The organism is Methylobacterium sp. 001424705, from assembly GCF_059816145.1.
Genome location: NZ_JCBANU010000011.1, coordinates 50,053 through 75,315 on the forward strand (window position 1 = coordinate 50,053; position 25,263 = coordinate 75,315).

At 70.5% G+C, this 25,263-nt stretch carries 21 protein-coding genes and 1 other RNA gene; 9 read left to right on the forward strand and 13 right to left on the reverse strand.

Annotated features, from left to right (window positions below; genetic code table 11):
* The first annotated feature begins 15 nt into the window (after positions 1–15).
* Positions 16–1,062 carry a cytochrome d ubiquinol oxidase subunit II gene (cydB, locus tag AC6EUL_RS10410; protein WP_056217013.1) on the forward strand — a complete coding sequence of 349 codons (1,047 nt, stop codon included), beginning with the start codon at positions 16–18 and terminating at the stop codon, positions 1,060–1,062.
* Positions 1,059–1,181, forward strand: a complete 123-nt coding sequence (locus tag AC6EUL_RS10415; RefSeq protein ID WP_274534737.1) for a hypothetical protein — start codon at positions 1,059–1,061, stop codon at positions 1,179–1,181. The genes cydB and AC6EUL_RS10415 overlap by 4 nt, the downstream gene beginning before the upstream one ends.
* Positions 1,182–1,227: 46 nt before the next feature.
* Here AC6EUL_RS10415 and dgcA read toward each other — a convergent pair whose 3' ends face one another.
* Complete coding sequence (dgcA, locus tag AC6EUL_RS10420) at positions 1,228–2,214, reverse strand: N-acetyl-D-Glu racemase DgcA (RefSeq protein WP_056350463.1); 987 nt, start codon at positions 2,212–2,214, stop codon at positions 1,228–1,230.
* On the reverse strand, positions 2,211–3,242 hold the full coding sequence (dgcN, locus tag AC6EUL_RS10425; protein WP_056269808.1) for an N-acetyltransferase DgcN: 1,032 nt from the start codon (positions 3,240–3,242) through the stop codon (positions 2,211–2,213). Before dgcN ends, dgcA begins: the two co-directional genes overlap by 4 nt.
* Before the next feature lie 185 nt (positions 3,243–3,427).
* Here dgcN and maiA point away from each other — a divergent pair, with 185 nt between their 5' ends.
* The 3 genes from maiA (at position 3,428) to AC6EUL_RS10440 (ending at position 5,872) form a co-directional block, all read left to right on the forward strand.
* A complete protein-coding gene (maiA, locus tag AC6EUL_RS10430) occupies positions 3,428–4,072 on the forward strand; it encodes a maleylacetoacetate isomerase (protein WP_056217001.1) in 645 nt (214 codons plus the stop codon).
* Between the two features lie 113 nt (positions 4,073–4,185).
* Positions 4,186–5,517, forward strand: a complete 1,332-nt coding sequence (locus AC6EUL_RS10435; protein ID WP_056216997.1) for an NAD(P)/FAD-dependent oxidoreductase — start codon at positions 4,186–4,188, stop codon at positions 5,515–5,517.
* A 22-nt stretch (positions 5,518–5,539) separates the two neighbouring features.
* Positions 5,540–5,872: a hypothetical protein gene (locus tag AC6EUL_RS10440; protein ID WP_056216991.1), complete on the forward strand. Its 333-nt coding sequence runs from the start codon at positions 5,540–5,542 to the stop codon at positions 5,870–5,872.
* A gap of 23 nt (positions 5,873–5,895) precedes the next feature.
* Here the strand turns inward: AC6EUL_RS10440 and AC6EUL_RS10445 are convergent, their stop codons facing one another.
* The 10 genes from AC6EUL_RS10445 to AC6EUL_RS10490 all read right to left on the reverse strand — a co-directional run bounded on the left by AC6EUL_RS10445 (position 5,896) and on the right by AC6EUL_RS10490 (position 17,908).
* Positions 5,896–7,155 carry an O-antigen ligase family protein gene (locus tag AC6EUL_RS10445; protein ID WP_499870030.1) on the reverse strand — a complete coding sequence of 420 codons (1,260 nt, stop codon included), beginning with the start codon at positions 7,153–7,155 and terminating at the stop codon, positions 5,896–5,898.
* A gap of 109 nt (positions 7,156–7,264) precedes the next feature.
* Complete coding sequence (gene murD, locus AC6EUL_RS10450) at positions 7,265–8,626, reverse strand: UDP-N-acetylmuramoyl-L-alanine--D-glutamate ligase (RefSeq protein WP_499870031.1); 1,362 nt, start codon at positions 8,624–8,626, stop codon at positions 7,265–7,267.
* A 5-nt stretch (positions 8,627–8,631) separates the two neighbouring features.
* Positions 8,632–9,717, reverse strand: a complete 1,086-nt coding sequence (gene mraY, locus AC6EUL_RS10455; RefSeq protein WP_056216982.1) for a phospho-N-acetylmuramoyl-pentapeptide-transferase — start codon at positions 9,715–9,717, stop codon at positions 8,632–8,634.
* A gap of 85 nt (positions 9,718–9,802) precedes the next feature.
* On the reverse strand, positions 9,803–11,278 hold the full coding sequence (locus tag AC6EUL_RS10460; RefSeq protein WP_499870032.1) for a UDP-N-acetylmuramoylalanyl-D-glutamyl-2,6-diaminopimelate--D-alanyl-D-alanine ligase: 1,476 nt from the start codon (positions 11,276–11,278) through the stop codon (positions 9,803–9,805).
* Positions 11,275–12,753, reverse strand: a complete 1,479-nt coding sequence (locus AC6EUL_RS10465; protein ID WP_499870033.1) for a UDP-N-acetylmuramoyl-L-alanyl-D-glutamate--2,6-diaminopimelate ligase — start codon at positions 12,751–12,753, stop codon at positions 11,275–11,277. The genes AC6EUL_RS10460 and AC6EUL_RS10465 overlap by 4 nt, the downstream gene beginning before the upstream one ends.
* Positions 12,750–14,543 carry a peptidoglycan D,D-transpeptidase FtsI family protein gene (locus tag AC6EUL_RS10470; RefSeq protein WP_056269988.1) on the reverse strand — a complete coding sequence of 598 codons (1,794 nt, stop codon included), beginning with the start codon at positions 14,541–14,543 and terminating at the stop codon, positions 12,750–12,752. Before AC6EUL_RS10470 ends, AC6EUL_RS10465 begins: the two co-directional genes overlap by 4 nt.
* Positions 14,544–14,644: 101 nt before the next feature.
* Positions 14,645–15,073, reverse strand: coding sequence for a cell division protein FtsL (gene ftsL / locus AC6EUL_RS10475; RefSeq protein WP_056216973.1), 429 nt, complete (start codon positions 15,071–15,073; stop codon positions 14,645–14,647).
* Positions 15,070–16,128, reverse strand: a complete 1,059-nt coding sequence (gene rsmH / locus AC6EUL_RS10480; RefSeq protein ID WP_056269824.1) for a 16S rRNA (cytosine(1402)-N(4))-methyltransferase RsmH — start codon at positions 16,126–16,128, stop codon at positions 15,070–15,072. Before rsmH ends, ftsL begins: the two co-directional genes overlap by 4 nt.
* A 511-nt stretch (positions 16,129–16,639) precedes the next feature.
* Positions 16,640–17,050: RNase P RNA component class A (gene rnpB / locus AC6EUL_RS10485), an RNA gene on the reverse strand.
* Between the two features lie 240 nt (positions 17,051–17,290).
* Positions 17,291–17,908 carry a hypothetical protein gene (locus tag AC6EUL_RS10490; protein WP_499870034.1) on the reverse strand — a complete coding sequence of 206 codons (618 nt, stop codon included), beginning with the start codon at positions 17,906–17,908 and terminating at the stop codon, positions 17,291–17,293.
* Between the two features lie 67 nt (positions 17,909–17,975).
* Here AC6EUL_RS10490 and AC6EUL_RS10495 point away from each other — a divergent pair, with 67 nt between their 5' ends.
* Together AC6EUL_RS10495 and AC6EUL_RS10500 are read left to right on the forward strand one after the other, a co-directional pair.
* On the forward strand, positions 17,976–18,668 hold the full coding sequence (locus AC6EUL_RS10495; protein WP_499870035.1) for a uracil-DNA glycosylase family protein: 693 nt from the start codon (positions 17,976–17,978) through the stop codon (positions 18,666–18,668).
* A 79-nt stretch (positions 18,669–18,747) separates the two neighbouring features.
* Entirely contained in the window at positions 18,748–19,344 is a 597-nt protein-coding gene (locus tag AC6EUL_RS10500; RefSeq protein ID WP_499870036.1) for a hypothetical protein, read from the forward strand.
* A 73-nt stretch (positions 19,345–19,417) separates the two neighbouring features.
* Here AC6EUL_RS10500 and gloA read toward each other — a convergent pair whose 3' ends face one another.
* Complete coding sequence (gene gloA, locus AC6EUL_RS10505) at positions 19,418–19,858, reverse strand: lactoylglutathione lyase (protein ID WP_056216966.1); 441 nt, start codon at positions 19,856–19,858, stop codon at positions 19,418–19,420.
* 147 nt (positions 19,859–20,005) lie between these two features.
* Here gloA and pepN point away from each other — a divergent pair, with 147 nt between their 5' ends.
* The gene (pepN, locus tag AC6EUL_RS10510) at positions 20,006–22,636 is read left to right on the forward strand and encodes an aminopeptidase N (RefSeq protein ID WP_056382496.1); all 2,631 of its coding nucleotides are present in this window, start codon (positions 20,006–20,008) and stop codon (positions 22,634–22,636) included.
* 193 nt (positions 22,637–22,829) lie between these two features.
* On the forward strand, positions 22,830–25,220 hold the full coding sequence (locus tag AC6EUL_RS10515) for a PAS domain-containing sensor histidine kinase (protein ID WP_056269829.1): 2,391 nt from the start codon (positions 22,830–22,832) through the stop codon (positions 25,218–25,220).
* The last annotated feature ends 43 nt before the right edge of the window (positions 25,221–25,263 follow it).

Here is a 25,263-nt window from a genome sequence, read left to right on the forward strand (position 1 = left end):
CGAGGGATCCAGCGGATGTTCGGCTACGGGATGGAATACGAGGGCGCCGCCTTCTGGCTGCCCGTGGTCTGGGCGGGCCTGCTGGCGCTCGCGGTGGCGATGTACGTCGTCATCGACGGCTTCGACCTCGGGGTCGGCATCCTGTTCACGGCGGCGCGGAAGGGCAATTGGCGCGACCGGATGATGCTCTCGGTCGCCCCGATCTGGGACGGCAACGAGACCTGGCTGGTGCTCGGCGGCGGGGGCCTGTTCGCGGTGTTCAGCGTCGCCTACGCCATCCTCCTGCCGGCGCTCTACATTCCGATCATCCTGATGCTGATCGCCCTGATCTTCCGCGGCGTCGCCTTCGAATTCCGGTTCAAGGCGGACCGCTCGCAGTTCATCTGGGACAACGCCTTCCACTACGGTTCGCTGCTGGCGACCTTCGCGCAGGGCATGGTGCTCGGTGCCTTCGTCCAGGGCTTCAAGGTCGAGGGCCGCGGCTTCGCCGGCGGCACCCTGGACTGGCTCACCCCCTTCAGCGTGCTCACCGGCATCGGCCTCGTCTGCGGCTACGGCCTCCTCGGCGCGACCTGGTGCGTGATGAAGACCTCGGGCGAGCTCGAGATCTGGGCCCGGCGCAAGAGCCTGCAGTTCCTGGCCGCCACCATCGTGTCGATGGCGGTGGTGAGCGCCTGGGTGCCGTTCCTCGGCCTCGACATCCAGTGGCGCTGGATCTCCTGGCCGAACATCCTCTACGTGGCGCCCGTTCCGGTGGTGACGGCCCTGGTGGCCTGGGGCATCTTCCAGGGCATCCGCGACGGCCGCCACGTGGCGCCGTTCCTCCTCACCATCGCGCTGTTCCTGCTCGGCTTCCTCGGCCTCGCCATCAGCCTGTTCCCCTACATCGTGCCGCCGCACTACACGATCTGGCAGGCGGCCAACGCGGTCAGCGCCCTGCAATTCGCCCTCGTCGGCTACGCCGTGGTGATGCCGCTGACCCTGGCCTATACCGGCTACGCCTACTGGGTCTTCCGCGGGAAGGTGGCGGAGGACATCGCATCCGGGGGCTACGGGCATTGAGCGGACGATCCTCCGGGGCCAAGGGCCGCCGGCTGCTCTGGTTCGTCGCCTTCTACGCCGCCAGCCTCGTGACCTTCACGGCGCTGGTCTATCTCCTGCGCGCCGTCGTGAAGGGGTGATCGGCCCGCCGAGTGCGCGGGCCGTTCGCGGGGAGACGCGCCGCCTTCACCCCCACAGGTCTGGTTCGGGCGGATGGATCAGGCTGCCCTCGAAGCGCAGGCCCGGCTCCCGGTCCCGGGCCAGGAGCAGCGGGCCGTCGAGGTCGACGTAGTCCGCGTGGTGGGCGAGCAGCATGGCGGGCGCCATGGCCAGGGAGGTGCCGACCATGCAGCCGATCATCAGCGAGAAGCCCCGCGCCCGCGCCTCGTGGGCCAGCATCACCGCCTCGGTGAGGCCGCCGGCCTTGTCGAGCTTGATGTTGATGGCATCGTAGCGCTGGCTGAGGGCGTCGAGGCCGGCCCGGTCGTGCAGGCTCTCGTCGGCGCAGATCGGGATCGGCCGGGCGATCTCGGCGAGGAGCGCGTCCTCGCCGGCGGGCAGCGGCTGCTCGATCAGGCCGACGCCCGCCGCGACGCAGGCCGCGAGGTTGGCCTCGATCGTCTCGGGGCGCCACGCCTCGTTGGCATCGACGATGAGGCGCGCATCCGGTGCGCCGCGCCGCACGGCGGCGATGCGCTCCGGGTCGCCGACGCCGCCGAGCTTTACCTTGAGCAGGGGCCGGTGCGCGGCCTGGCGGGCCGCCGCCTCCATGCTCTCCGGGTCCCCGAGGCTCAGGGTGTAGGCGGTGGTGGCGACCTGCGGTGCCGACAGGCCGGCGATCGCGAAGGCGGGGCGCCCGAGCTGCTTGGCCTCCAGGTCGAACAGGGCGCAATCGAGGGCGTTGCGGGCGGCCCCCGGCTTCATGCCGACCTGCAGGTCCGCCCGGGTCGCCCCCATGGCGATCGCCTCGGCGTGGTCCCGGATCAGCGCGACGACGCTCTCCACGGTCTCGCCGTAGCGGGCATAGGGCACGCACTCGCCGCGGCCGGCCCGGCCCTCCCCGTCGGAGACGGTGGCGACCACCACCACCGCCTCGGTGCGGCTGCCCCGCGCGATGGTGAAGGCCCCGGCGATCGGGAACGACTCGACCGCGACGTCGAGGTGCCGGGTCACGCGCTCGCCCCCGTGGCGGCGGGGGGAAACTCGGACACGATCCGGTCGACGATGGCCTCGACGCCGAAGCGGACCGGGTCGGTGGCCGGCAGGTCGTGGTCCCGGGCGAGGTCGGCGAGCAGCGTGCGGGCCGCCCCCTCCGCCAGGTCCTGCGTGTTGACGGCGATGCCCACCGGACGGATGTCCGGGTTGGTCAGACGGCCGAGCTGGACGGTGAGATCGATGACCTGCCGGATCGTCGGAAGCGAGTGCTCGACGCCGCGCATCGTCGTGCGGGTCGGCTCGTGGCAGACCACGAAGGCATCGGCCTGCGCCCCGTGCAGCAGCCCGAGGCTCACGCCGGCGAAGGAGGGGTGGAATAGCGAGCCCTGCCCTTCGAGCAGGTCCCAGTGGTCCGGCGCGGCGGCGGGGGCGATCCACTCGACGGCGCCGGAGATGAAGTCGGCCACCACCGCATCGATGGCGACGCCGCGCCCCGAGATGAAGACGCCGGTCTGGCCGGTGGCGCGGAAATCCGCGTCGAGGCCGCGCTCGCGCATGCCGCGCTCCAGGGCGAGCACGGTGTACTTCTTGCCCACCGAGCAGTCGGTGCCGACGCTGAGCAGGCGTCGGCCGGGCCGCTTGGTGCCCTTCCCGGTGGCGAAGGTCTCGGAGGTGTGGCGCACGTCGTGCAGCTGCCGCCCGTGGCGCTCGGCGGCCTCGGCGATGGCCGGCACCGCCCCGAGACGGGCATGCAGCCCGCTGGCGATGTCGAGCCCGGCCTCCAGGGCCGCCACCACCTCGGCGACCCAGTGCTCGGGGAGGACGCCGCCCGCATTGGCCACGCCGATCACCATCGTGCGGCAGCCCTTCGCCACGGCCTCGACCAGGGTGAGGTCCGGGATCCCGAGGTCGGCGGCGCAGCCGGGCAGGCGCAGCTGGCCGACGCACCATTCGGGACGCCAGTCCTTGATGCCGTAGGCGGTCTTGGCGGCGAGACGATCGGGCACGTCGCCGAGGAACATCAGGTAGGGCGTTTCGATCTGCATCGCGTCACTCATCGGCCGAGGATGGACACCTCGCCTTCTCCTATGCGCGAGGATCACGGCGCTGCCAAATCGTGCCCGCGATGGCCATTCGCCGGCAGAACGGGCTTGCGGGCGGACGCGATGTCGGGTGTGGTCCGGGGCGATAAGAGACGGATAAGATTCCGCCAAGAGGAAACGTTGCGCGCATGAAGATGTACGGCAATTGGCGCTCGGCCGCGGCGTTCCGGGTCCGGGTCGCCCTCAACCTCAAGGGCATCGCCTACGAGGAGGTCTTCCTGGACCTCGATGCCGGCGAGCAGTTCAAGCCGGACTTCCTGGCGATCAATCCGCAGGGGGCGGTGCCGGCGCTCTTCGACGGCGACGGGCCGCCGCTGATCCAGTCGCTCGCCATCCTCGACTATCTCGAAGACATCCATCCGGCCACCCCGCTGCTGCCGGGCGAGCCCCGCGCGCGGGCCCGCGCCCGTTCCCTGGCCCAGGTGGTCGCCTGCGACACCCATCCGCTCTACGTGCCGCGGGTGCGCAACTTCCTGATGGAACGCTACGACCTGCCGCGCGAGCGCATGCTCGACTTCGTGCGCCACTGGATGGCGACCGGCCTGAAGACCCTGGAGACGCGCCTCACCCAGGAGCCTGGGACCGGGCGCTACGCGCAGGGCGACGCGGTGAGCCACGCCGATCTCTGCCTAGTCAGCCTCTGGGTCGGCACCGGCATCTTCGGCGTCGACACGGGCCCCTTCCCGACGGTCCGCCGGATCGCCGAGGATTGCCTCGCCCAGGACGCCTTCGCCCGGGCCCATCCCCTGCGCCAGCCGGGCGCGCCGGCGTGACGGGAATGGCGGTCCACCGGCAATCCTTCTAAGCTGAACCCCTGGATGACGATGCGTCGCTCGCCGTGGGGGCACGCATCCGTACAATCGCGGCACACGAGGACCTGAGCGACATGGTACCGGGCGAAACCGAGGACAATCTGCATCGCATCGTGGTCGTCGGCGGCGGCGCGGCGGGCCTGCAGCTCGCCACGAAGCTGGGCGACAAGCTCGGTCGCACGCACAAGGCGCACGTCACCCTGGTCGACCGGGCGCGGACCCACATCTGGAAGCCGCTGCTGCACGAGGTCGCCGCCGGCAGCCTCGATGTCGGCCACCACGCGGTCGATTACCTCCACCATGCCCACCGGCATCATTTCCGCTACCGGATCGGCGAGATGACCGGCCTCGACCGGTCCAAGCGGGTGATTCACCTCGCGGCCAGCCACGACACCGAGGGCCGCGAGGTCACGCCGATCCGCGAGATCCCCTACGACACGCTGGTGATGGCGGTGGGCTCGACCACCAACGATTTCGGCACGCCCGGCGTGCAGGAGAACGCCATCGCCCTCGACACCCAGAGCCAGGCGGTGCGCTTCCACCAGCGCCTGGTGAACGGGATGCTGCGGGCCCACACCCAGCCGGGGCCGGTGCGGCCGGGCCAGCTCCACGTCACCGTGATCGGGGCCGGCGCCACCGGCACCGAGCTCGCCGCCGAACTCCACCGCACCACCCGCCACGTGGCGGCCACCGGCCTCGACCGCATCGACCCGGCCAAGGACTTGAAGATCACCCTGGTGGAGGCCGCGAGCCGCATCCTGCCGGCGGTGCCGGAGCGGATGTCCCGCGACGTCATGGAGCTCCTCGCCAAGATCGGCGTCGAGGTCCGCACCGGCGCCCGCGTCACCGAGGTCCGGCCCGACGGGGTCCAGCTCGCCGATGGCGGCTTCATCCCCTCCGAACTGGTGGTCTGGGCCGCCGGCGTGAAGGCGCCGCCGTTCCTGCACGAAATCGGCGGCCTCGAGACCACGCGCAACAACCAGCTCGTGGTGACCCCGACCCTGCAGACCACCCGCGACCCGGACATCTTCGCGATGGGCGACTGCGCCTATCTCGTGGAGAAGGGCTCGGATACCCCGATCCCGCCCCGGGCGCAGGCGGCCCACCAGCAGGCCTCGCACCTCATCAAGATCATCCCCGACAAGATGGCCGGCAAGCCGCTGAAAGCCTTCAAGTACCGCGACTTCGGCTCGCTGGTCTCGCTGGGCGAATACTCGACGGTCGGCAGCCTGATGGGGTTCATCAAGGGCAAGAACATGTTCATCGCCGGGCTGTTCGCGCGGATGATGTACCGCTCGCTGTACAAGATGCACGAGCAGGCCCTGCACGGCACCGTGAAGACGACCCTGGACGCGGTCGCCCGGGCGCTGACCCGGCGCACCGAGTCGCGCGTGAAGCTGCACTGAGCACAACCGGAACCCGATCGGCATGTTTCTCGACATCGTGAAAGCGGTCCAGCAGCGCAATCCGGCGCTCGGCTCCTACGTCCTCGTGCTGCGCGGCGACGCGCGGGCGCGCGACCCGGCCGATCCGAGCCGGCTCTCCCCGGAGGCCGAAGCCTGGCTCGCCGAGCACGCGCCGGGCGCCCGGTTCTCCGAGGAGAAGGTGCTGCTGGCGCCCTATCCCGGCGCGATGCCGGCCGACCGGGCGGTCACCGTCCTGGCCTTCGCGGATGCCCGCCACCTCGCGGCCTTCGCAACGGCCTGGACGGCCGATCCGGAACCGGAGGAGCCCGAGGCATCGGAGCCCGCGGGGGGCTGAGCCCCCGCCCGCGCCCAGTCGCGTCAGCCCCGCGACCCGCCCGCGCGCCAGCGCAGGCGGGCGGCTTCCAGGCCCCAAATCATGCCCAGCATCATGTAGACGTGGCGCCACTTCTCGATGTCGATCTGGAGAGCCTGCAGGAAGAACATCAGCAGGGCCGGCCAGACGATCTGGGCGTGGCGGCGATAGGGCGTGTCGTGGCGCATCAGCCGGAAGCCGACCACGCTCGTCGTCAGCACGAGGCCGACGAAGGCGACGCCGGCGAGCCAGCCGCCATTGGCGATGCTGCCGATATAGGTGTTGTGCGGCTCCAGGGCGAAGATCAGGCGCCAGCGCAGGGGACCCATGCCGAGGGGCTCGTCCACCAGCATGTTCAGGCCGCGCAGCTGGTTGCCGAAGCGCCCGGTCTCGCCGGTGTCGTAGTCCTGCGTGACCGCGGCGCGCTGGGAGAACATCTCCGCGGTGTCGCCGATCGAGAGCAGGCCGACGATGGCGACCGTGGTGGCGACGAGGGCCAGCACCGTCAGGGTGACGATGCGGCGGCGCAGGCGCGCCGAGGGGCTGGTGGTGTAGACGCTGCCGACCATCACGGCGACGGCGATGAGCGAGCCCGCCCAGGAACCGCGCGAGAACGACAGGAAGATGCCCGCCACGATCACCATGAGGATCGCCGACGAGAGGACCGGCCGCCGGCTGGTACCGAGGAGGAGGCCGTGCATCAGGTAGAGGGCGCCCAGGGTGAGGAACGAACCGAAGACGTTCGGATCCTGGAAGGTGCCCGAGGCGCGGCCGTACTTGTAGAATAGGTCCTCGGTCGGGATGTATCCGAAGTAGCCGACGATGCCGAAGGCGCTGGACAACAGGCAGCTCGCCACGAAGGTCTTGAGCGCCAGCTCCATCCGCGCCTGCGTGTCGTCGGAGAACAGCATCGCGAAGAACACGCCCGTGATGGCGAGGTAGGCGAGCTGGATCGTCCAGGTGACCGACAGGGGCTGGTCGACATAGGGCATCAGCGCCACCGTGATCGCGCCGACATAGAGGATCAGCAGCCCGAGCAGCGGCACCATGCCCCGGTGTAGGCGCAGGCCGAGGCAGAGCCAGAGCACGATGGTGGGGATCGCCACCACGTCGTAGGGCGAGGTGTCCGAGAAGGCGAAGCAGGCGAAGAAGATGAAGGCGACGAGGAGCAGCATCGCCAGGCGTCGGAGCACCTTCAGGACGGGGATGTGGGCCCAGGCTCCCGCCTGCCAGCGCGACGCGCCGGGTGCCATCGTGGACGCCATGCACTCAACCCATCCCCGCGCCGCCGACAGGGCGGGACCGCGCTACACCCGCAGGATGGGACGCCAGAATGATTGAGAATTTGGATCGCGATTCCGCGCCCGGCCGGCCTCAGGGCAGCGCGCGCACCAGATTCCGGAACTGATCCCCACGATCCTCGAAACTCCGGAACTGGTCGTAGGAGGCGCAGGCCGGCGAGAGCAGCACCACGGGCTCGGCCGCCTCCGACGCGGCGGCGGCCTCGGCCGCCCGGGCGGTGGCGACCGCGAGGGTGCCGCAGGCCGTGTAGGGCACCCGGCCCTCCAGGGTGGCGGCGAAGGCGTCGCTCGCCGCACCGATCAGGTAGGCGTGGGCGACGCGATCGAAGAGGGGCGCCAGGGGGGCGATGCCGCCCTCCTTGGCCTTGCCGCCGAGGATCCAGTGAACGTCGCGGAAGGCGGTGAGCGCCTTCTCGGTGGAATCGGCGTTGGTGGCCTTCGAGTCGTTGACGAAGAGCACGCGTCCGCGCCGGCCGACGGCTTCCATCCGGTGCGGCAGGCCGGGGAAGCTGCGCAGGCCGGCGACGAGTTCGGCGTCATCGATCCCGAGGGCGCGGACGCAGGCCGCGGCCACCGCCGCGTTCTGCCAGTTGTGCGCCCCGCGCAGCGACCCGATCCCGCCGAGATCGGCGAGGGGCGTGCCGTCGGCGTCGAACACCGTCCCGTCGCGGGCGGACAGGCCGTCGAAGCCCGCCTCGGGCGTTCCCACGTGGATGCGCACGAGGGGACCGACGCGGTCCTCGGCGATGGCGCGGCTGAGGTCGTCGTCGACGCCGACGATGGCGCATTCCGCGCCCGCCACCAGCCGCGCCTTGATGGCGGCGTAGGCGTCCAGCGTGCCGTGGCGGTCGAGGTGGTCCGGCGTGATGTTGAGGAGGATGCCGAGGCTCGGGTCGAGGCTCGGCGTCAGGTCGATCTGGAACGACGACAGTTCGATCACGTGGATGCGGTCCGGCGCCGGCGGCGCCAGCGACAGGATCGCGGTGCCGATGTTGCCGCCCATCTGCACGTCGCGCCCGGCGGAGGCGAGGATGTGGGCGATCAGCGCCGTGGTGGTCGACTTGCCGTTGGTGCCCGTGATGGCGACGAAGGGCGCGCCCGGTGCGCGCGCCCGGCGCTCCCGGCAGAACAGCTCGATGTCGCCGATCACCGGGATGCCGGCCGCGCCGGCCTTCTCCACCGTCCAGTGCGGCGCCGGGTGGGTCAGGGGCACGCCGGGGGCGAGGATGAGGGCCGAGAAGCCGCTCCAGTCCGCCTCATTCAGGTCGAAGACGGTGATGCCCTGGTCGCGGGCGCGGCCCGTGCTCTCCGGGGAATCGTCCCAGGCCAGCACGTCGGCGCCCCCGGCGATCAGCGCCCGGACGGTGGCGAGGCCGGAGCCGCCGAGGCCGAACAGGGCGACCTTCTGGCCGGCGAAGGTGGTGACGGGCGTCATGCGGATCAGCGCAGCTTCAGGGTGGCGAGGCCGGCCAAGGCCAGGATCACGGCGATGATCCAGAAGCGGATCACGACCTGCGGCTCCTTCCAGCCCTTCTGCTCGAAATGGTGGTGGATCGGCGCCATGCGGAAGACCCGCTTGCCCGTGAGCTTGAACGACGCGACCTGGATGATGACCGACATCATCTCCAGCACGAACAGGCCGCCCACGATGGCCAGGACGATCTCGTGCTTGGTCGCCACCGCGATGGTGCCGAGGAGACCGCCCAGCGCCAGGGACCCGGTATCGCCCATGAAGACCTGGGCGGGGGGCGCGTTGAACCAGAGGAAGCCCAGCCCCGCCCCGATCACCGCGCCGCAGACCACCGCGAGCTCGCCGGTGTCGCGGACGTAGTTCACCTGGAGGTAGCCCGCCGTGAAGACGTTGCCGACGAGGTAGGCGATGACGCCGAAGGTGCCGCAGGCGATCATCACCGGCACGATGGCGAGGCCGTCGAGGCCGTCGGTCATGTTCACCGAATTGCCGGCCCCGACGATCACGAAGGCGGCGAACAGAACGTAGAACCAGCCGAGGTTCAGGAGCGCGTCCTTGAAGATCGGGAAGGCGAGCTGGTTCTGCAGGGTCGGAGGCGAGTAGACCGCGATCAGCACGCAGGCCGCGATGGCGATGCAGGCTTCCAGCAGCAGGCGGAACTTGCCCGAGAAGCCCTTGTGCGACTGCTTCGTCACCTTGAGGTAGTCGTCGTAGAAGCCGATCGCGCCGAAGCCCAGCGTCACCGCCAGGGTGACCCAGACGTAGTGGTTGCGCGGGTTGGCCCAGAGCAGGATCGCCACCACGCAGCCGGCCAGGATCATCAGGCCGCCCATGGTCGGGGTGCCCCGCTTCGTCAGCAGGTGCGACTGGGGGCCGTCCTCACGGATCGGCTGGCCCTTGCCCTGGCGCAGGCGCAGCGAGGAGATGATCAGCGGCCCGAACCAGAACACGAACAGGCCCGCCGTGAACAGCGCGCCGCCGGTGCGGAAGGTGATGTAGCGGAAGACGTTGAGGGCGGAGACGGTGCCGCTCAAGTCCGACAGGAGATACAGCATCCAGCACCCGGCCGTGGTTCGATTCGGAATCGGCCGGAGACCGGGGGCGCGCCGCGCCCCCTCCCCGGCCGTGATGACGGTCGCCTCAGCGCGCGACGGCGTGCGGCGGTTCGGCTTGGGCGTTCGCGTAACGGGCTTTGAGCGCTTCCACAATCCGGCCCATGCGGATGCTGTTCGAGCCCTTCACCATCACGGCGTCTCCGGGACGGAGCGCGGAGAGCACGGGCTCGAGGAGGTCGGACGAGGTCGCCGCGCAGGCGCCGCGCCGGCTCACCGGCAGGGCCTCGAACAGGTTTCGCATCAGCGGGCCGGCCGTGAAGACGAGGTCGACCTTCGCCGTCTCCACCGGTCCGGCGAGGTCGCGGTGATGGGCCTCGCCCTCGGGCCCGAGTTCGAGCATGTCGCCCAGCACCGCGATGCGGCGCCCGCGCGGGCCGGTCTCGATGCCGGCGAGCGTCGCCAGGGCGGCGCGGATGGAGGCCGGGTTGGCGTTGTAGCTCTCGTCGACCAGGAAGGCCTCGCCCGCCCCGATCGCCAGGGCGGTGCGCTCGCCGCGGCCGACGGGCGGGCGCAGGGCCGCCAGCGACAGGGCCGCGCGGGCGAGGTCCGCCCCGAGCGCATGCACCACCGCCATCACGCCGAGGGAATTCATGGCCGTGTGCCGGCCCGGCGTGCCGAGCTGGTAGGTCACCGGGATGCCCATCACCACCGCATCCACCACCGAGAGGTCGGGGCGCAGGACGATGCGCTGCGCGCGGACATCCGCCTCCGGGTGCTCGCCGAAGCTGACGACCCGGCCTGCCCGCGAGGCCAGGGCATGGGCGAGGAGGCGGGCATAGTGGGGGTTGTCGCGGTTGAGGATCGCGGTGCCGCCGGCCTTCAGGCCCGAGAAGATCTCGCCCTTGGCGTCGGCGATGGCCGACACGGAGGCGAAGTGCTCGATATGGACGGGCTCGACCGTCGTGATCAGGGCGATGTCGGGCTGCACCATCGCGGTGAGCGGCACGATCTCGCCCCCGTGGTTCATGCCGATCTCGAACACGCCGAACTGCGTCTGGGCCGGCATCCGCGCCAGGGTCAGGGGGACGCCCCAGTGGTTGTTGTAGGAGGCGATGGAGGCGTGGGTCGCCCCCTGCGCGGACAGGACGTGGCGCAGGGCCTCCTTGGTGCCGGTCTTGCCGACCGACCCCGTCACCGCGACGATGCCCGCGTCAGTTCGGGCGCGGGCCGCGGCGCCGAGCGCCCGCATGGCGTCGAGGACCGGGTCCTCGCCCGCCCCCGCCACCGCCAGGACCGGCCCGGCTTCGGCGAAGGCCTGCGCCCGGTCGGCGGCGACCACGGCCGCGCCGGCACCCCGCGCCAGGGCGGCCGCGACGAAGTCGTGCCCGTCCCGGGCCTCGCCCCGGATGGCGAAGAACAGGTCGCCCGGCTCCAGCGTGCGGGTGTCGATCGAGGCGCCGGTGATCGGCCTGCGCGCGCCCAGGAGGGTGCCGCCGGTGGCGGCCTCCAGGGCTTCGCCGCTCCAGAGCGGGGCCGTGCCGGGCGGGGTCATTTGGGTCATGCTGAGCGTTCCGCGATCGCAGCCCGGAGGACGTCGTGGTCCGAGAAGGGCAGAACCTGTGACCCCACGATCTGGCCGGTTTCATGGCCCTTGCCGGCCACCACGAGGACGTCGCCGGGCTCCAGGGCCCGCACGGCGGTACGGATCGCCTCGGCCCGGTCGCCGATCTCGACGGCGCCCGGGGCGGCGGCCAGGATCGCGGCGCGGATCGCCGCCGGGTCCTCGCTGCGCGGATTGTCGTCGGTGACGATGACGACGTCCGCCTTGTCCGCCGCGATGGCGCCCATGATCGGGCGCTTGCCGGTGTCGCGGTCGCCGCCGCAGCCGAAGACGAGGCGCAGGCGCCCGGTCGCGAAGGGGCGCAGGGCGGTCAGCACGCCCTCGAGGGCCTCCGGCTTGTGGGCGTAATCCACGAGGCACAGGCCGCCATTGGCCTCGCCGATTCGCTCCATCCGGCCCGGCACGCCGGTGAGGTGGTCGAGGGCGGCGATGACGCCCGCGGGGTTGGCCCGGCCGGCGGGGGTCGCCAGGACGAGGCCGGCGGCGAGCAGCGCGTTCTCCACCTGGAAGCCGCCGACCAGCGGCAGGCGCACGGCGTAGTCCTGCAGCCGGCCCGAGGGACCGGGCGCCTGCAGGGCGAGGTGCTGGTGGAAGCCCTCGGTGCGCGCGGAGACCAGCCGCACCGTGTCGCCCTTCGACCCCGTGGTGTGGACGTCGAGGCCGCGGGCGGCGGCCGCCGCCACCACGACGTCGGCATAGGCGCCGTCGAGGTTGATCACCGCCGGGATGCTAGGCTGCGCCAGGGTCGTGAACAGCCGCAGCTTGGCCGCCAGGTAATCGTCCATGGTGGCGTGGTAGTCGAGGTGGTCGCGCCCGAGATTGGTGTAGCCCACCGCGGCGAGCTCGACCCCGTCGAGGCGGCGCTGCTCGATCCCGTGGGAGGAGGCCTCCATGGCGAGGTAGGCGATGCCGTCTTCGGCCAGCCGCGCCAGGGTGGCGTGCAGGGTCACGGGGTCGGGGGTGGTCAGGGAGCCGTAGGTGGCGCCCCGGTTGGTGACGATGCCCACCGTGCCGAGGCTCGCGGCCTCGGCGCCTAGGCGGGCCAGGATCTGGCGCACGAAATCCGTGACCGAGCTCTTCCCGCTCGTCCCCGTCACCGCCACCACCTGGGCCGGCTGCCGGCCCGAGAAGGCCCGGGCCGCGCAGGCGAGGCTGCGGCGCACGTCCGCCACGGCGACGTAGGGCACGCGCCCGTCGAGCCCCTTCGGCCGCGCGCCCTCGCTCACCACCGCCACGGCGCCGGCGGTCGCGGCGTCCGCGGCGAAGCGGCGGCCATCCGCGACGGTGCCGGGCACGGCGACGAAGACGAAGCCCGGCGCGACCTTGCGGGAGTCCGCCGTGAGCCCCGCGACCGGCAAGCCGGCGAGGCCGGCCTCCGCCTCGGGAAAGAGCCCGCCGAGGGTCGGCCCGCTCATCGCCCGTCCACCTGCGTGGCGTGGTAGGCGCCGAGCTTCACCATGAGGGGGAAGGGCTTCGCCGGCGGATCGAATTGCGGCGGCAGGCCCAGGATGGGCGCGACCCGCTCGATCGTCCGGCCGGTGACGACGCCGGAATTCCAGGCCGCCGTGGCGTAGCCGCCGGATTCCGGCAGGCCCTGCGGCTCGTCCATGATGGTGACGAAGAGGTATTTCGGGTTGTTCATGGGGGCGGCGGCCATGAAGGTCGTGAACAGGCGGTTCTTCACGTAGCGGCCGTGGATCACCTTCTCGGCGGTTCCGGTCTTGCCGCCCACGAAGTAGTACGGGATCGCGGCCTTCTTGGCCGAGCCCTCGACGGCGTTGAGGCGCATGATGAAGCGCATGGCCTCGCTGGTCTCGGGCTTGAGCACCCGGGTGGCCTTGGCCATCGCCGCCTCGGGCGTGGTCTTGAGGAAGGTCGGGGTCATCAGGAAGCCGCCATTGGCGATGGCCGCCACCGCCGCGGTCGCCTGGATCGGCGCCACCGCGAGGCCGTGGCCGAACGCGATGGTGATGGTGTTGATCTCGGTCCAGCGCGGCGGCACCAGGGGTTCGGCGCTCTCGGGCAGCTCCGTCCGCATGCGGTCGGTCAGGCCCATCTTCTTCAGAAAGGCCTTGTGGCCGGGCACGCCGATGCCGAGGGCCATCTTGGCCGAGCCGATGTTGGACGAGTGCGTGAACACCTCCGGCATGGTGATGACCCGGTTGGTGCCGTGATATTCGTGGATCTTCTGGCGGCCCCAGTTCAGCACGCCGCCGCGGGTGTCGAAGGTCGAGTTGACGTTGTACTTGCCGGAATCGAGCGCCATCGCCAGGGTCATCGCCTTGAAGGTCGAGCCCATCTCGTAGACGCCGACGTTCATGCGGTTGATGCGGTCGGGGTTGAGCGCATCGGCCGGGTCGTTCGGGTCGAAGTCCGGCAGGGAGGCGAGCGCGATGACCTCGCCGGTCTGGACGTCGAGGATCATGCCGGCGGCGGCCTTGGCCTTGAAGTGCTCCAGGCCCCAGGCGAGCTCGTCCCGCACGGCGAACTGCGCGCGCAGGTCGATGGAGAGCTGGATCGGCGCGAGGTCGGTCTGCTTGGCCACGAGGCCGAAATCGTTGAGGGCCTTGTTGCCCTGGTTGTCGATGTACTTCTCGATGCCCGCGATGCCGATGTTGTCGAGGTTGGTCACGCCGAGGATGTGGGCCGCGGCCACGCCGTTCGGGTAGACGCGCTTGTGGTCGGGCAGGAAGCCGATGCCCGGGATGCCGAGGCGGTGGACCTCGGCCTGCTGCTTCGGCGTGATCTCGCGCTTGACCCAGACGAAGCCCTTCTTGGTGGAGAGCTTGGCGCGCAGTTCGGTGGCGTTGATCTGCGGCAGCACGGCGGTGAGGAGTTCGACCGCCTCGTCCTTGTCGTAGATGTTGCGCGGCTCGGCGAAGATCGAGACCGTGCGGATGTCGGTGGCGAGGATCTCGCCGTTGCGGTCGACGATGTCGGGCCGGATCGCCGTAGTGGCGGCGGCCGCGATCCGGCGGTCGCCGTTGTCGGCCTCCGGGAAGGCCGCCCCGAGGATCAGGCGGCCGGCGATGGTGCCGAACACCAGTGTGAAGGCGAGGCCCACGAGGCCGACGCGGGTGTAGGAGCGCTCGATGGCGAGGTGGAACATCGCCCGCGCGTTACGGATGACCCAGGCGCGCCGCGACACGGGCGGTGGCGCGAGGCCCTCGGCGGCCGGCTCCAGCCGCGTCCGCTCGACGGGCATCGCGTCCGGCGCCGCGACGGCAGTGGGCTCGGCCGGCGCGGGGGTCGACGCGGCGGCGGAATCGGCGTCTCGGCCGGGCGGCGGGACTTCGGACACGGGCACTACCTCGAAGTCGTGGTCGGGGTTCTGGTCGTGGTGGTGCGCGGCGTGATGCTGCCGGTGGTGCGCGGCTCGTCGCCGCCGCGGCCCGCCACCGGCTTCTCCTTCGGCGTCGCGGTGGCGGCCAGCAGCCGGCCGATCTCGTCGCCGCGGTCGGGCCGCGCCGGCAGGTCGGCGAGGCGGCCGAGATGGGCGGTGCCGATGGGCTCGAGGGCGAGGTAGCGGTCCACCGCCGCCTGGAGCCGGTCGGGCCGGGTCAGGAGCTGCCACTCGGCGCGCAGCACCGCGATGGCCTGGCGCTCCTTCTTGAGCTGGGTCTGGGCCTTCGAGACCTGCCCGGCCTGGTAGAGCGTGTCGTACTTGATCGAGTAGGCGTAGATCGCCGAGCCGATCAGGCCGAGCACCGCGATCAGGTTGAGCAAACGGATCACCGGCGTGCTCCTCCGCTCCGACCGGTCCGCGCGGGCAGCGCGGCCAGGGTCTCGATGGCGGCCAGGGGGGCGGGCACGGGGGCGTCCGTGCGTTCCACCGCGCGCAGCTTGGCCGAGCGGGCACGGGGATTGGCGGCGGTCTCGGCCTCGGTCGGCAGCACCGGACCCTTGGTCACGGCCGCGAAGCTGCGGGGGGCCGGCGCTTCCAGGCTCGGCAGGTGGCGGGAGGCCTGGGCCGCCCGGCCGCTGCGGGCCGAGAAGAACTGCTTCACGATCCGGTCCTCCAGCGAATGGAAGGTCACCACCGCGAGGCGGCCGCCGGGCCGCAGGATGCGCTCGGCGGCGTGGAGCGCCTGCACGAGCTCGCCGAGCTCGTCGTTGACCGCGATGCGCAGGCCCTGGAAGGTCCGGGTCGCCGGGTGGATGCCGCTGGCGGGATCCGCCCAGACCACGCTGGCGACGATGTCGGCCAGGGCCGCGGTGGTCTCGATGCGGCCCCTGCGGCGCGCCTCGATGATCGCCCGGGCGACGGCGCGGGAGCGGCGCTCCTCGCCGTAGTGGAAGATGATGTCGGCGAGGTCGGCTTCCTCGGACTCGTTGACGAGGTCGGCGGCACTCGGCCCGGCGCGCTCCATGCGCATGTCGAGGGGGCCGTCGTTGCGGAAGGAGAAGCCGCGCTCGGGCTGGTCGATCTGCATCGACGAGACGCCGATATCGAGGACGACCGCGTCGGCGGCGGCATGGCCGGCGCCCTGAACGCAGGCGTCGAGCCCGCCGAAGCGGCCCGGCACCAGGGTCAGGCGCCCGCCGGCCTCGGCCACCAGGGGTGCCCCGCCCGCGATGGCGCCGGGGTCGCGATCGATCGCCAGAACGTGAACGGACGGATCGGCCGCGAGCATCGCGCGGGTGTAGCCGCCGGCCCCGAAGGTGCCGTCCACGGCCAGAGCCCGGCCCGGCAGGTCGAGGGAATCGAGGACCTCCGCCAGGAGGACGGGGACGTGCGGCGCCCCGTCGGGCACCCGGTTCACCCGCGCCTCGCGGGGAGCGCGCGTCATCGGGGCGCCCCGGCGCGCGGCGGTCGCGCCCGCCCGGGTACGGACGCCGCATGGGCGGAGGGACGAAGCGAGGACTCGAGCGGACTGATGCGGCGCATGCGTCCCTTCCACGGGGCTGGAGCGCGCAGGCGCGGCTCGGAGAGACGGGGCGTCTCCGGGTCGACGCGTGACGCGACCGCGCATGCGGACACCGGCCTGCCTGGGACAGGGTGCGTCCGTCGATCCGAAAATCGCCGTTGACGGGATGAATCGGGGTACCATGGGCCTCTGAGCGCCGTCAACGAACCTGGCCGAGGGGGAGCGGCTCGGGACGATCAGACCTCAGCAAGGTTAACCGAGCGTAAGTTTTCCCGCGCAAAGCGGTCTGCCGGTGCGCGCCGTCGCAACCACCGGGAATGGGGCACCGACGGCCATTTCTCATCGCGCGCGGGCAGTCCGGCGCCTCAAACGGTCCGCCGGCCGGGCCGGGCAAGACGTCCCGGGCGGACGCCGCCCGCGATGAACCTTCAGGCGGATCAGTCGGCCTATAAGCCGGGTTCTGTAGGGCCCGGGACCCTCGCGGTCCCCGGACGTGGCGGCCATTCCTCTGGGACGATCGTTGCCGATCGCCTCGAGCAACCAACCCGGGCGACGGGCCTGGAGAGAGGGCCTGACGGACCGTAAGGCCCGCCGTGTCGCCCCTATTCGGTCTTGCTCCCGGTGGGGTTTGCCGTGCCGTCCGCGTTGCCGCGTCCGCGGTGCGCTCTTACCGCACCCTTTCACCCTTACCGCGGATCGGCTCGCGCCGGTCCGTGGCGGTCTGCTCTCTGTGGCACTGTCCCTGGGGTCGCCCCCGCCGGACGTTATCCGGCACCGTCTCTCCATGGAGCCCGGACTTTCCTCCCCGGACCTTGCGGGCCGGAGCGGCCGCCCGGCCGACTGATCCGGCGCGGGTGTGCGCCGGGCACGGCCCGGGGGTCAAGGGCTGGGTTTCGCCCGCCCCGCTTGCCGGCAGCCACCTCCGCCCCGCCTGCCCCAGTGTGGCGCGCCGCGCCCTAACCGCGCGGACAGGCCCGAGGATCAGGGGATAGCGCATCGCGACACGATACGACCGCCTCGCCGCAATCGCCCTAATCGCAACAGTGACACAATGGCTTAGGTAAATCCCTACCTCGCTGCCGCGTTAGAGCGGGACCACGAAGGTGGTCTTCGCCGCGCTCTCTTCATCGGGGGCATGGCCGAGGATTTTCTGCGTCTTGTAAAACGAGACATTCCAAAGGCGCTTGAGGTCCCTCTCGCTGAGACCAACCATCTCAAGATCGGCGAGATGGATGACGCCCTCGATCGGCGGCTTGAAGTGCCAATTATAATCAGGCCGCGGCTTCACCCGGATCGTCAGTTCACAATACGGCGCCTGGCGCGTCAGCGGCAGGAAGCCGAACGGACCGAAGCCCGTCACCCACGACAAATCCTCGCCGACCTGCGCGCGTAGTCTAATGAACTTGAGCGTCCCGTTGTCGAAGCCTTCGTCATGGAATAACCCCGTCTCCAGGCAGGCGCCCGTCAGCTCCAGCACATCGTTCGCGCTCTGCACGGAGGGGAAAATCAGCGATAGCGCCTGCGTCTCGGGGCTGTCGATCGCGTCGCGCAGTTGGACGCCGATCGCGTCCGGGCTAACCGGGATGACTAGCGACCGCCACCCATATCTAACCGGGTCCTTCGCCGCGAAAGCCGCAAATGCGCATCCGGCGCGATTGTCTCTGAAGAATCCTCGCTGCTTTTCCTTGACCAACTCATCCATCACAGGCATTCCTCCCCACTAGTCGCGCCAACTAGCGTAAAATACCAGGTTTACTAAGGATTATGGCATGACTTCGACATTCGGATCCAGAGTATTGGAATTCTATGATTCGCTCGAGCGTTTTCGCTGGGCGACCCCCGAAGTCGCATTGTTGTCTCCGACCGCCGATGATCAGCGCCGCAAGGCTATGGTGACGTTCTGCAACGCATATTATGATGACGACCAAAGCCGCGTCTTCTGGCTCGGCATCAACCCGAGCCGGGTTCGCCCGACCTCGACCGGCGTGCCCTATACAGACGGCTTTGCCTTGCTCGAGAAGTGCGGCATTGCGAACGAATTCAGCAAGAGCCGGGAACTGACGGCCGACTTCTTCTACCAATTTATCGACGCCTATGGCGGGCCAAAGACCTTCTATGCTCGACATTATGCTGGCGCAGCATATCCGCTTTCGATCCTGAAAAAAGACAAATACTGCAATTATTACGACAGGGATCTACCTGATGAGGTCATGGCTTCGATCCCGGATCAGGTCCGGCGGCAGGCCGATATCGGCCACCGCGGGGTACTCATCATCATCGGGTCTGGCGAAAACAGCAGGGTTCTGAAAGCGCTGAACGACGAACTTGAGATCTTCGCGCACGTGCTGATCGTCGAGCACCCTCGCTACATTCTCCAATACAAATCGGCGATGCTCCAGGAATTTCTTGCCAAGTTCCTCGAAACGGCGCGCACAGCGGAGCGGCTCGCGGGCCTGAATTGATCGAACCGATGTCGCGTTCGGTCAAGGCGCGCCGCTGAACGCCACGGGTCGTCGTCGTGGATGCTGATCTTGCGGAAAAATGCTGACGGCCGCACTCGGTCGCAACTGCGACGAGGATTTCCTGATCATCTATGATGACTTTGACAAGATAAAGCGTGGGCTGACGTCAGAGAAGTTTCAGGGCGTGCTCACCGAACTGATGCGGCTTGACGAGGGCAACGCTCGGATTTTTGTCCTCGGCGATGGCACCGCTTCCCACAATGAGGACGAGTTCAAAGCAATCATCGACGGCGTCCAGCGCACCGGCACCGGCGGCGCGACCGCAGCCCCTGGCGGAAGCGCATATCAGCATGTTGAGGTCCGCAGCTTCACGGCGGCCGACGCAATCTCGAGCGAATTCGGCTCCGCACCTTGGCGGACGGTCCCGGCCGCGCCACGTCACCGGGGCTGGCGCGCGGGCATCTTGCCGGCGCCACGCACCGCAACGGATCAGGAGGACGCGATGGCGACGAACGACACGGCCTGGACGCTCGAATCCGTCCAGCAACTCACCGAGATGGCCCGCGAGGGCATCCCGGTCTCCGTCATGAGCCTGAAGCTGCGCCGGCCGATCGAGATCGTGGCGGCCAAGCTGAGCCAGCTCGGCATCACGCCCGTGCCCGAGACCGGCGCCTGAGAGCGGGGACCGACACTGGGGATCCGGACCGGGACGAACGGCCCCGCGCGGGGTCGTCCGTCCCGGGTGGACGCTACCAGGAGCCGGTGTTCTCCATGGAGGACCAGGGCTCCTGCGGCGGCTTGGCCGGGCCCTTCTGCAGCAGCTCGATCGAGATGCCGTCGGGGGACTTCACGAAGGCCATGTTGCCGTCGCGGGGCGGGCGGTTGATCGTGACCCCGGCCGCCTGCAGCTTGGCGCAGAACGCGTAGATGTCGTCGACCTCGTAGGCGAGGTGGCCGAAGTTGCGCCCGCCCGAATAGGTCTCCGGGTCCCAGTTGTGGGTCAGCTCGATCACGGGCGCCTGGGTCTCTTTGGCCGTGCCGGCATCGTCGGGGGCGGCGAGGAACACGAGGGTGAAGCGGCCCTTCTCGTTGTCGACGCGCCGCACCTCCTGCAGCCCGAAGGTGTTCACGTAGAAGTCGAGGGCGCGGTCGAGGTCCGCGACGCGGACCATGGTGTGCAGGAATCGCATGGGTTGGAGCTCTCCGAGGGACTGGCGCCTATGTGGTCCGGCGCGCGCACGCGTCAACGCGGGATGCGCGTCAACGCGCCGGAGCCGGCGCGCGTTGCGCCGCCGCGGCGCACCCCGCACAGTGGGGGCTCAGCCCGAGGAGTCCGCATGCGCACCGAAGCCCCGATCCCGATCCGCCTGGAGGATTACCGCCCCAGCGACTACCGGATCGACACGGTGGACCTCGACGTCGCGCTCCATCCCACCGCCACCCGGGTCCGGGCCCGGCTGACCCTGGCCCCCAACCCGGCCGGGCGCCCGGGCGCCCCCCTCGTCCTCGACGGCGAGGACCTGGTGCTGGAGCGCCTCACCCTCGACGGCGCCGACCTCGCGCCCGAGGCCTACAGCGTCTCGCCGGCCGGCCTGACCGTGCACCGGCCGCCGGCGGGCCCCTTCACCCTCGGCATCGAGACCCGGATCGACCCGAGCGCCAACACCAAGCTGATGGGGCTCTACCGCTCGAACGGGGTCTACTGCACCCAGTGCGAGGCCGACGGCTTCCGGCGGATCACCTACTTCCTCGACCGGCCCGACGTGATGGCGGTCTACACCACGCGGATCGAGGCCGATCGCGACGCGGCGCCGGTTCTGCTGGGCAACGGCAACCGCGTGGAGTCTGGCGCGGCCGGCCCCGGGCGCCACTTCGCGACCTGGCACGATCCCCACCCGAAGCCCGCCTACCTCTTCGCCCTGGTGGGAGGCCGCCTCGACGCCGTGCGGCGCCCCTTCACCACCAGCGAGGGCCGCGTGGTGGAGCTCGCCGTCTATGTCGAGCCCGGAAAGGCGGCGCGCGCCGACTACGCCCTCGACGCGGTGGCCCGCTCGATGGCCTGGGACGAGACCGCCTTCGGCCGCGCCTACGACCTCGACGTCTTCAACGTCGTCGCGGTCTCGGACTTCAACATGGGCGCGATGGAGAACAAGGGCCTCAACATCTTCAACGACCGCTACGTCCTGGCCTCCCCCGAGACGGCCACCGACGCGGACTACGCCGCCATCGAGGCGATCATCGCGCACGAGTACTTCCACAACTGGACCGGCAACCGCATCACCTGCCGCGACTGGTTCCAGCTCTGCCTCAAGGAGGGCCTGACGGTCTTCCGGGACCAGGAATTCTCCTCCGACATGCGCTCCCGCGCGGTGCATCGCATCGGCGAGGTCCGCACCTTGAGGGCACGCCAGTTCCCCGAGGATGCCGGACCGCTGGCCCACCCGGTGCGGCCGCGGCACTACACCGAGATCAACAACTTCTACACGGCCACCGTCTACGAGAAGGGCGCCGAGATCGTGCGGATGCTGCGCACGCTCCTCGGCGCGGACGCCTTTCGTGCCGGGATGGACCGCTATTTCACCGACAACGACGGCACCGCCGCCACGGTTGAGGATTTCCTCGCCGCCTTCGCAGCCACCTCCGGCCGCGACCTCACCGCCTTCGCCCGCTGGTACGAGCGCCCCGGCACGCCGCGGGTCGCCGTGCAGGGCCACTACGACGCCGAGGCGCGGACCTACCGCCTCGCCCTCCGCCAGAGCCTGCCCGGCAGCGCCGAGGCCCCGCCCCTGGTGATCCCCATCCGCCTCGGCCTGATCGGACCGGACGGCCCCCTCGCCGGGGCGGCGAGCGACCGGGTCGCCGACGGCGTGTTCGTGCTCGACCAGGCCAGCGACAGCCTGACCTTCACCGACGTCCCCGTGCGCCCCGTGCCCTCGCTGTTTCGCGGCTTCTCCGCCCCGGTGCGGGTCGAGATCGAGATGCCGGATGCCGACGCGCTGACGCTGCTGCGCCACGACACCGACCCCTTCAACCGCTGGCAGGCGGCCCAGAGCGTGGCCATGCGCCTCCTCGTGCAGGGGACGCGGTCGGGCACCCTGCCGGAGGCCGGGGCGGACGGGTTCGGTGCGGCCCTCGCCGGGTTCCTGGCGGACGAGGCCCTCATCGACCCGGCCTTCGCCGCCCTGGTCCTCGCCCTGCCGAGCGAGGCCGACGTCGCCAACGAGATCGCCACGGAGATCGACCCGGACGCGATCCACCGGGCCCGGCACGCCCTGCGCCGGGCGCTGGGGACGCGCCTGAAGCCGCAGCTCCTCGCCTTGCGCGACGCGCTGGCGGACGCGCCCGGCACGCCGTTCAGCCCCGAGGCCGCGGCCGCCGGCCGGCGCGCCCTCCGCAACGCGGCCCTCGACCTCGTGGCGGCGGCCGATCCGGCCGCGGCGAGCCTGCTCGCCGCACACCAGATGGACGCGGCGACGACGATGACGGACCGGCTCGCCGCCCTCTCGGTCCTGTCCCAGGTTCCGGGTCCCGAGCGCGAAGCGGCGCTCGACCGATTCGCAGAGGCCTACCGCGCCGAACCCCTGGTCCTCGACAAGTGGCTGGCGATCCAGGCCGGGATCCCGGAGGCCGAAACCCCTGACCGCATTCGCCGCCTGCAGACTCACCCGGCCTTCTCGATGGGCAATCCGAACCGGGTCCGGTCCCTCATCGGCAGCTTCAGCATGGGCAACCCGACCCAGTTCAACCGGCCCGACGGCGCGGGCTATGCCCTTGTGGCGGAGACGGTTCTGGCCCTCGACAAGACCAACCCGCAGGTGGCCGCGCGCCTCCTGACGGCCTTCGGATCGTGGCGGATGATGGAGCCGGAGCGCCGCGGCCGGGCCGAGACCACATTGCTGAAAATTCGCGCTGTTGCCGGTCTGTCACGGGACGTCGGGGACATCCTGGAGCGGACCCTCGCCGGCTAGCAAGTGCCTGAAGGGAATCGTTTTTTTGCCCCACCCCGGCGTCGATTCCGCACCTCGGATTCGCAACGGGAGTCAAGCGTGGCCGGAAAAAACGCGTGGACAAAACCCCACCGGAAATGTTGAATCGTATACGATTCGGAAAGCGGGGCGGCCCGCCTTCCCGGTGCTACAATCCCAACGGCGGAGTTAGTCCATGCTGGAGGCGGATTCCGCTTCCCTCTCCGCGCGTGCGGATACGATTCTTGGCATCCACCGGCCGCAACACGCCGCCCATGTCCGTTTCGTGCGTGCCGAGACCTGGCTGCGCTTCGCCCTGCCGGCCCTCTTCGCCACGTTCCTGATCTGCCTCGGGGCGGTGGCGGCTATGCTGCTGCAGGCCCAGCGCGAGGAGGTGATCCGGGCGGCGACCACGGACGTGGAGGCGGTGACCCGCCTCGCCGCGGCGGCCTTCGCCGGAATCGACATCGACGGCGAGGCCAAGGGCGAGGCGGCCCACCGCAACCTCGGCGCCCTGTTGCCGCCGGGCCTGCTCCATGCCGGCCGTCAGATCCTGCTGATCTCCCCCAACGACGTCATCGTGGCGGCCAATCCGCCCCTGCCCGGCCCCCGCCGCACCCTGACCCAGCATCTCGGGGAGATGCAGGCGCTCTCCACCCTGGGCGAGAGCGCGGGCGTGATGACCGTGACCCTGGCGGACGGCTCCGTGGTGATCGCGGCCCTGCGCAACCTGCCCGGCGGGCGGGGCCAGGTGGCGGTGCTCCAGCCGCTCACCGCCATCACCGCCGCCTGGACCACCCGGATGCGCAACCAGGCGATCCTCCTCGGGGCCGCCGCCCTGGTCATCATCGGCACCGGCATCGCCTACGCCCTGCAGACCCGCCGGGCCTACGCCGTCGACCGGGTCTGCGAGGAGATCAAGCAGCGCCTGGACACCGCCCTCGGCCGCGGCCGCTGCGGCCTCTGGGACTGGGACATCCCGCGCGGACGGATCTACTGGTCCGATTCAATGTACGCGCTCCTCGGCTATCACCGCGAGCGCGAGTTCCTGTCCTTCGGCGATGTGAACGCCCTGGTGCACCCCGACGACGGCGACCTCTACAGCCTGGCGCGCCACCTCGCGGCCAGCCAGTCCACCGTCGACCACGAGTTCCGAGTGCGCGGCGCCACCGGCAACTGGGTCTGGATGCGGATGCGGGCCGAGATCGTGCCGGACACCATCGACGGCGGCCGCCACCTCGTGGGCATCGCCCTCGACGTCACCGAGCAGCGCAATCTCGCCGAACTGAACGCCACCGCCGACATGCGCCTGCGCGACGCGGTGGAGGCCATCTCCGAGGCCTTCGTCCTCTGGGACACCGGCAACCGCCTCGTCCTCTGCAATTCGAAGTTCCGCCACCTCCACGCCCTCAGCCCCGAGGACGCGATTCCAGGCCGGCGCTACGCCGAGATCATGGGCCGGGGCGTGCTGCCGCCGGTCCGGCGCGAGCTGCGGGACCTGGAGCCGAGCGGCGCCACCGCCCGCACCTTCGAGGCCGAGCTCACCGACGGGCGCTGGCTCCAGATCAGCGAACGCCGCACCAAGGACGGCGGCTACGTCTCGGTGGGCACCGACATCACCAGCCTCAAGCGCCACCAGGAGCAGCTGGTCCAGTCCGAGCGCGAGCTGATCGAGACCGTGCGCGACCTCAAGCGCTCCCGCCGGACCCTGGAGCTCCAGACCCAGCAGCTCGCCGACCTCGCCGAGCGCTACCTCGACCAGAAGGCGCAGGCCGAGGGCGCCAACCAGGCCAAGTCCGAATTCCTCGCCAACATGAGCCACGAGCTGCGCACGCCGCTCAACGCCATCATGGGCTTCGCCGAGCTGATGGAGAGCGAGGTCTACGGCACCCTCGGCTCGCCCCGCTACACCGATTACTGCCGGGACATCCGCACCAGCGGCGACTACCTGCTCTCGGTGATCGACGACATCCTCAACATGTCGCGCATCGAGGCCCAGACGGTGAAGCTCGCCCCGCGGGAGATCGCGGTGGCCGGGGCGATCGAGGGCACCCTGAAGCTCGTAGGCGAGGCGGCCCGGGCCAAATCCCTGACGATCAACGTGGACGTGGTCGAGGACCTGACCGTGCTGGCCGACGAGCGCGCTCTGCACCAGATCCTCACCAACCTCGTGCAGAACGCGGTGAAGTTCACGCCCCCCGGCGACGGCCGCATCATCATCAAGGCGCGGCCGGCCGGTTCCAACGTCCACATCTACGTGGAGGATACCGGCATCGGCATCCCGAAATCGGCCCTGCGCCGCCTCGGCGCGCCGTTCCAGCAGGTCGAGACCAACCTCACCCGCAGCCACAAGGGCTCGGGGCTTGGCCTCGCCATCGCGCGCTCGATGGCCGAACTGCACGGTGGCGCCCTGCGCATCCGCTCCCAGGAGGGCCTCGGCACCATCGTGATGGTGCGGCTGCCGATCCCGACCGCGGAGAACCGCCGCAACCTCGTCGACGCCGCCGCCCAGGAAACCGTCGCGTCCCTTCGCGACGCCGCCGGCGCCACCCCGCGCCCGCCCGAGGCGGTGCCGGAGACGGTCTGAGGTCTTTTCGGGGCGGGGGCCTCTGGCAGGCAGGGGGATTGAA

Excerpts from the sequence above, each read along its gene's own strand:
- AC6EUL_RS10500 (WP_499870036.1), top strand. The coding sequence starts at position 18,748 with ATGCTGACGGCCGCACTCGGTCGCAACTGCGACGAGGATTTCCTGATC.
- AC6EUL_RS10435 (WP_056216997.1), top strand. The coding sequence starts at position 4,186 with ATGGTACCGGGCGAAACCGAGGACAATCTGCATCGCATCGTGGTCGTC.
- AC6EUL_RS10445 (WP_499870030.1), bottom strand. The coding sequence starts at position 7,155 with ATGGCGTCCACGATGGCACCCGGCGCGTCGCGCTGGCAGGCGGGAGCC.
- AC6EUL_RS10460 (WP_499870032.1), bottom strand. The coding sequence starts at position 11,278 with ATGACCCAAATGACCCCGCCCGGCACGGCCCCGCTCTGGAGCGGCGAA.
- AC6EUL_RS10470 (WP_056269988.1), bottom strand. The coding sequence starts at position 14,543 with ATGCCCGTCGAGCGGACGCGGCTGGAGCCGGCCGCCGAGGGCCTCGCG.
- AC6EUL_RS10515 (WP_056269829.1), top strand. The coding sequence starts at position 22,830 with ATGCTGGAGGCGGATTCCGCTTCCCTCTCCGCGCGTGCGGATACGATT.
- murD (WP_499870031.1), bottom strand. The coding sequence starts at position 8,626 with ATGACGCCCGTCACCACCTTCGCCGGCCAGAAGGTCGCCCTGTTCGGC.
- AC6EUL_RS10465 (WP_499870033.1), bottom strand. The coding sequence starts at position 12,753 with ATGAGCGGGCCGACCCTCGGCGGGCTCTTTCCCGAGGCGGAGGCCGGC.
- maiA (WP_056217001.1), top strand. The coding sequence starts at position 3,428 with ATGAAGATGTACGGCAATTGGCGCTCGGCCGCGGCGTTCCGGGTCCGG.
- gloA (WP_056216966.1), bottom strand. The coding sequence starts at position 19,858 with ATGCGATTCCTGCACACCATGGTCCGCGTCGCGGACCTCGACCGCGCC.
- AC6EUL_RS10495 (WP_499870035.1), top strand. The coding sequence starts at position 17,976 with ATGACTTCGACATTCGGATCCAGAGTATTGGAATTCTATGATTCGCTC.
- AC6EUL_RS10490 (WP_499870034.1), bottom strand. The coding sequence starts at position 17,908 with ATGGATGAGTTGGTCAAGGAAAAGCAGCGAGGATTCTTCAGAGACAAT.
- AC6EUL_RS10440 (WP_056216991.1), top strand. The coding sequence starts at position 5,540 with ATGTTTCTCGACATCGTGAAAGCGGTCCAGCAGCGCAATCCGGCGCTC.
- dgcN (WP_056269808.1), bottom strand. The coding sequence starts at position 3,242 with ATGCAGATCGAAACGCCCTACCTGATGTTCCTCGGCGACGTGCCCGAT.
- cydB (WP_056217013.1), top strand. The coding sequence starts at position 16 with ATGTTCGGCTACGGGATGGAATACGAGGGCGCCGCCTTCTGGCTGCCC.
- pepN (WP_056382496.1), top strand. The coding sequence starts at position 20,006 with ATGCGCACCGAAGCCCCGATCCCGATCCGCCTGGAGGATTACCGCCCC.
- rsmH (WP_056269824.1), bottom strand. The coding sequence starts at position 16,128 with ATGACGCGCGCTCCCCGCGAGGCGCGGGTGAACCGGGTGCCCGACGGG.
- mraY (WP_056216982.1), bottom strand. The coding sequence starts at position 9,717 with ATGCTGTATCTCCTGTCGGACTTGAGCGGCACCGTCTCCGCCCTCAAC.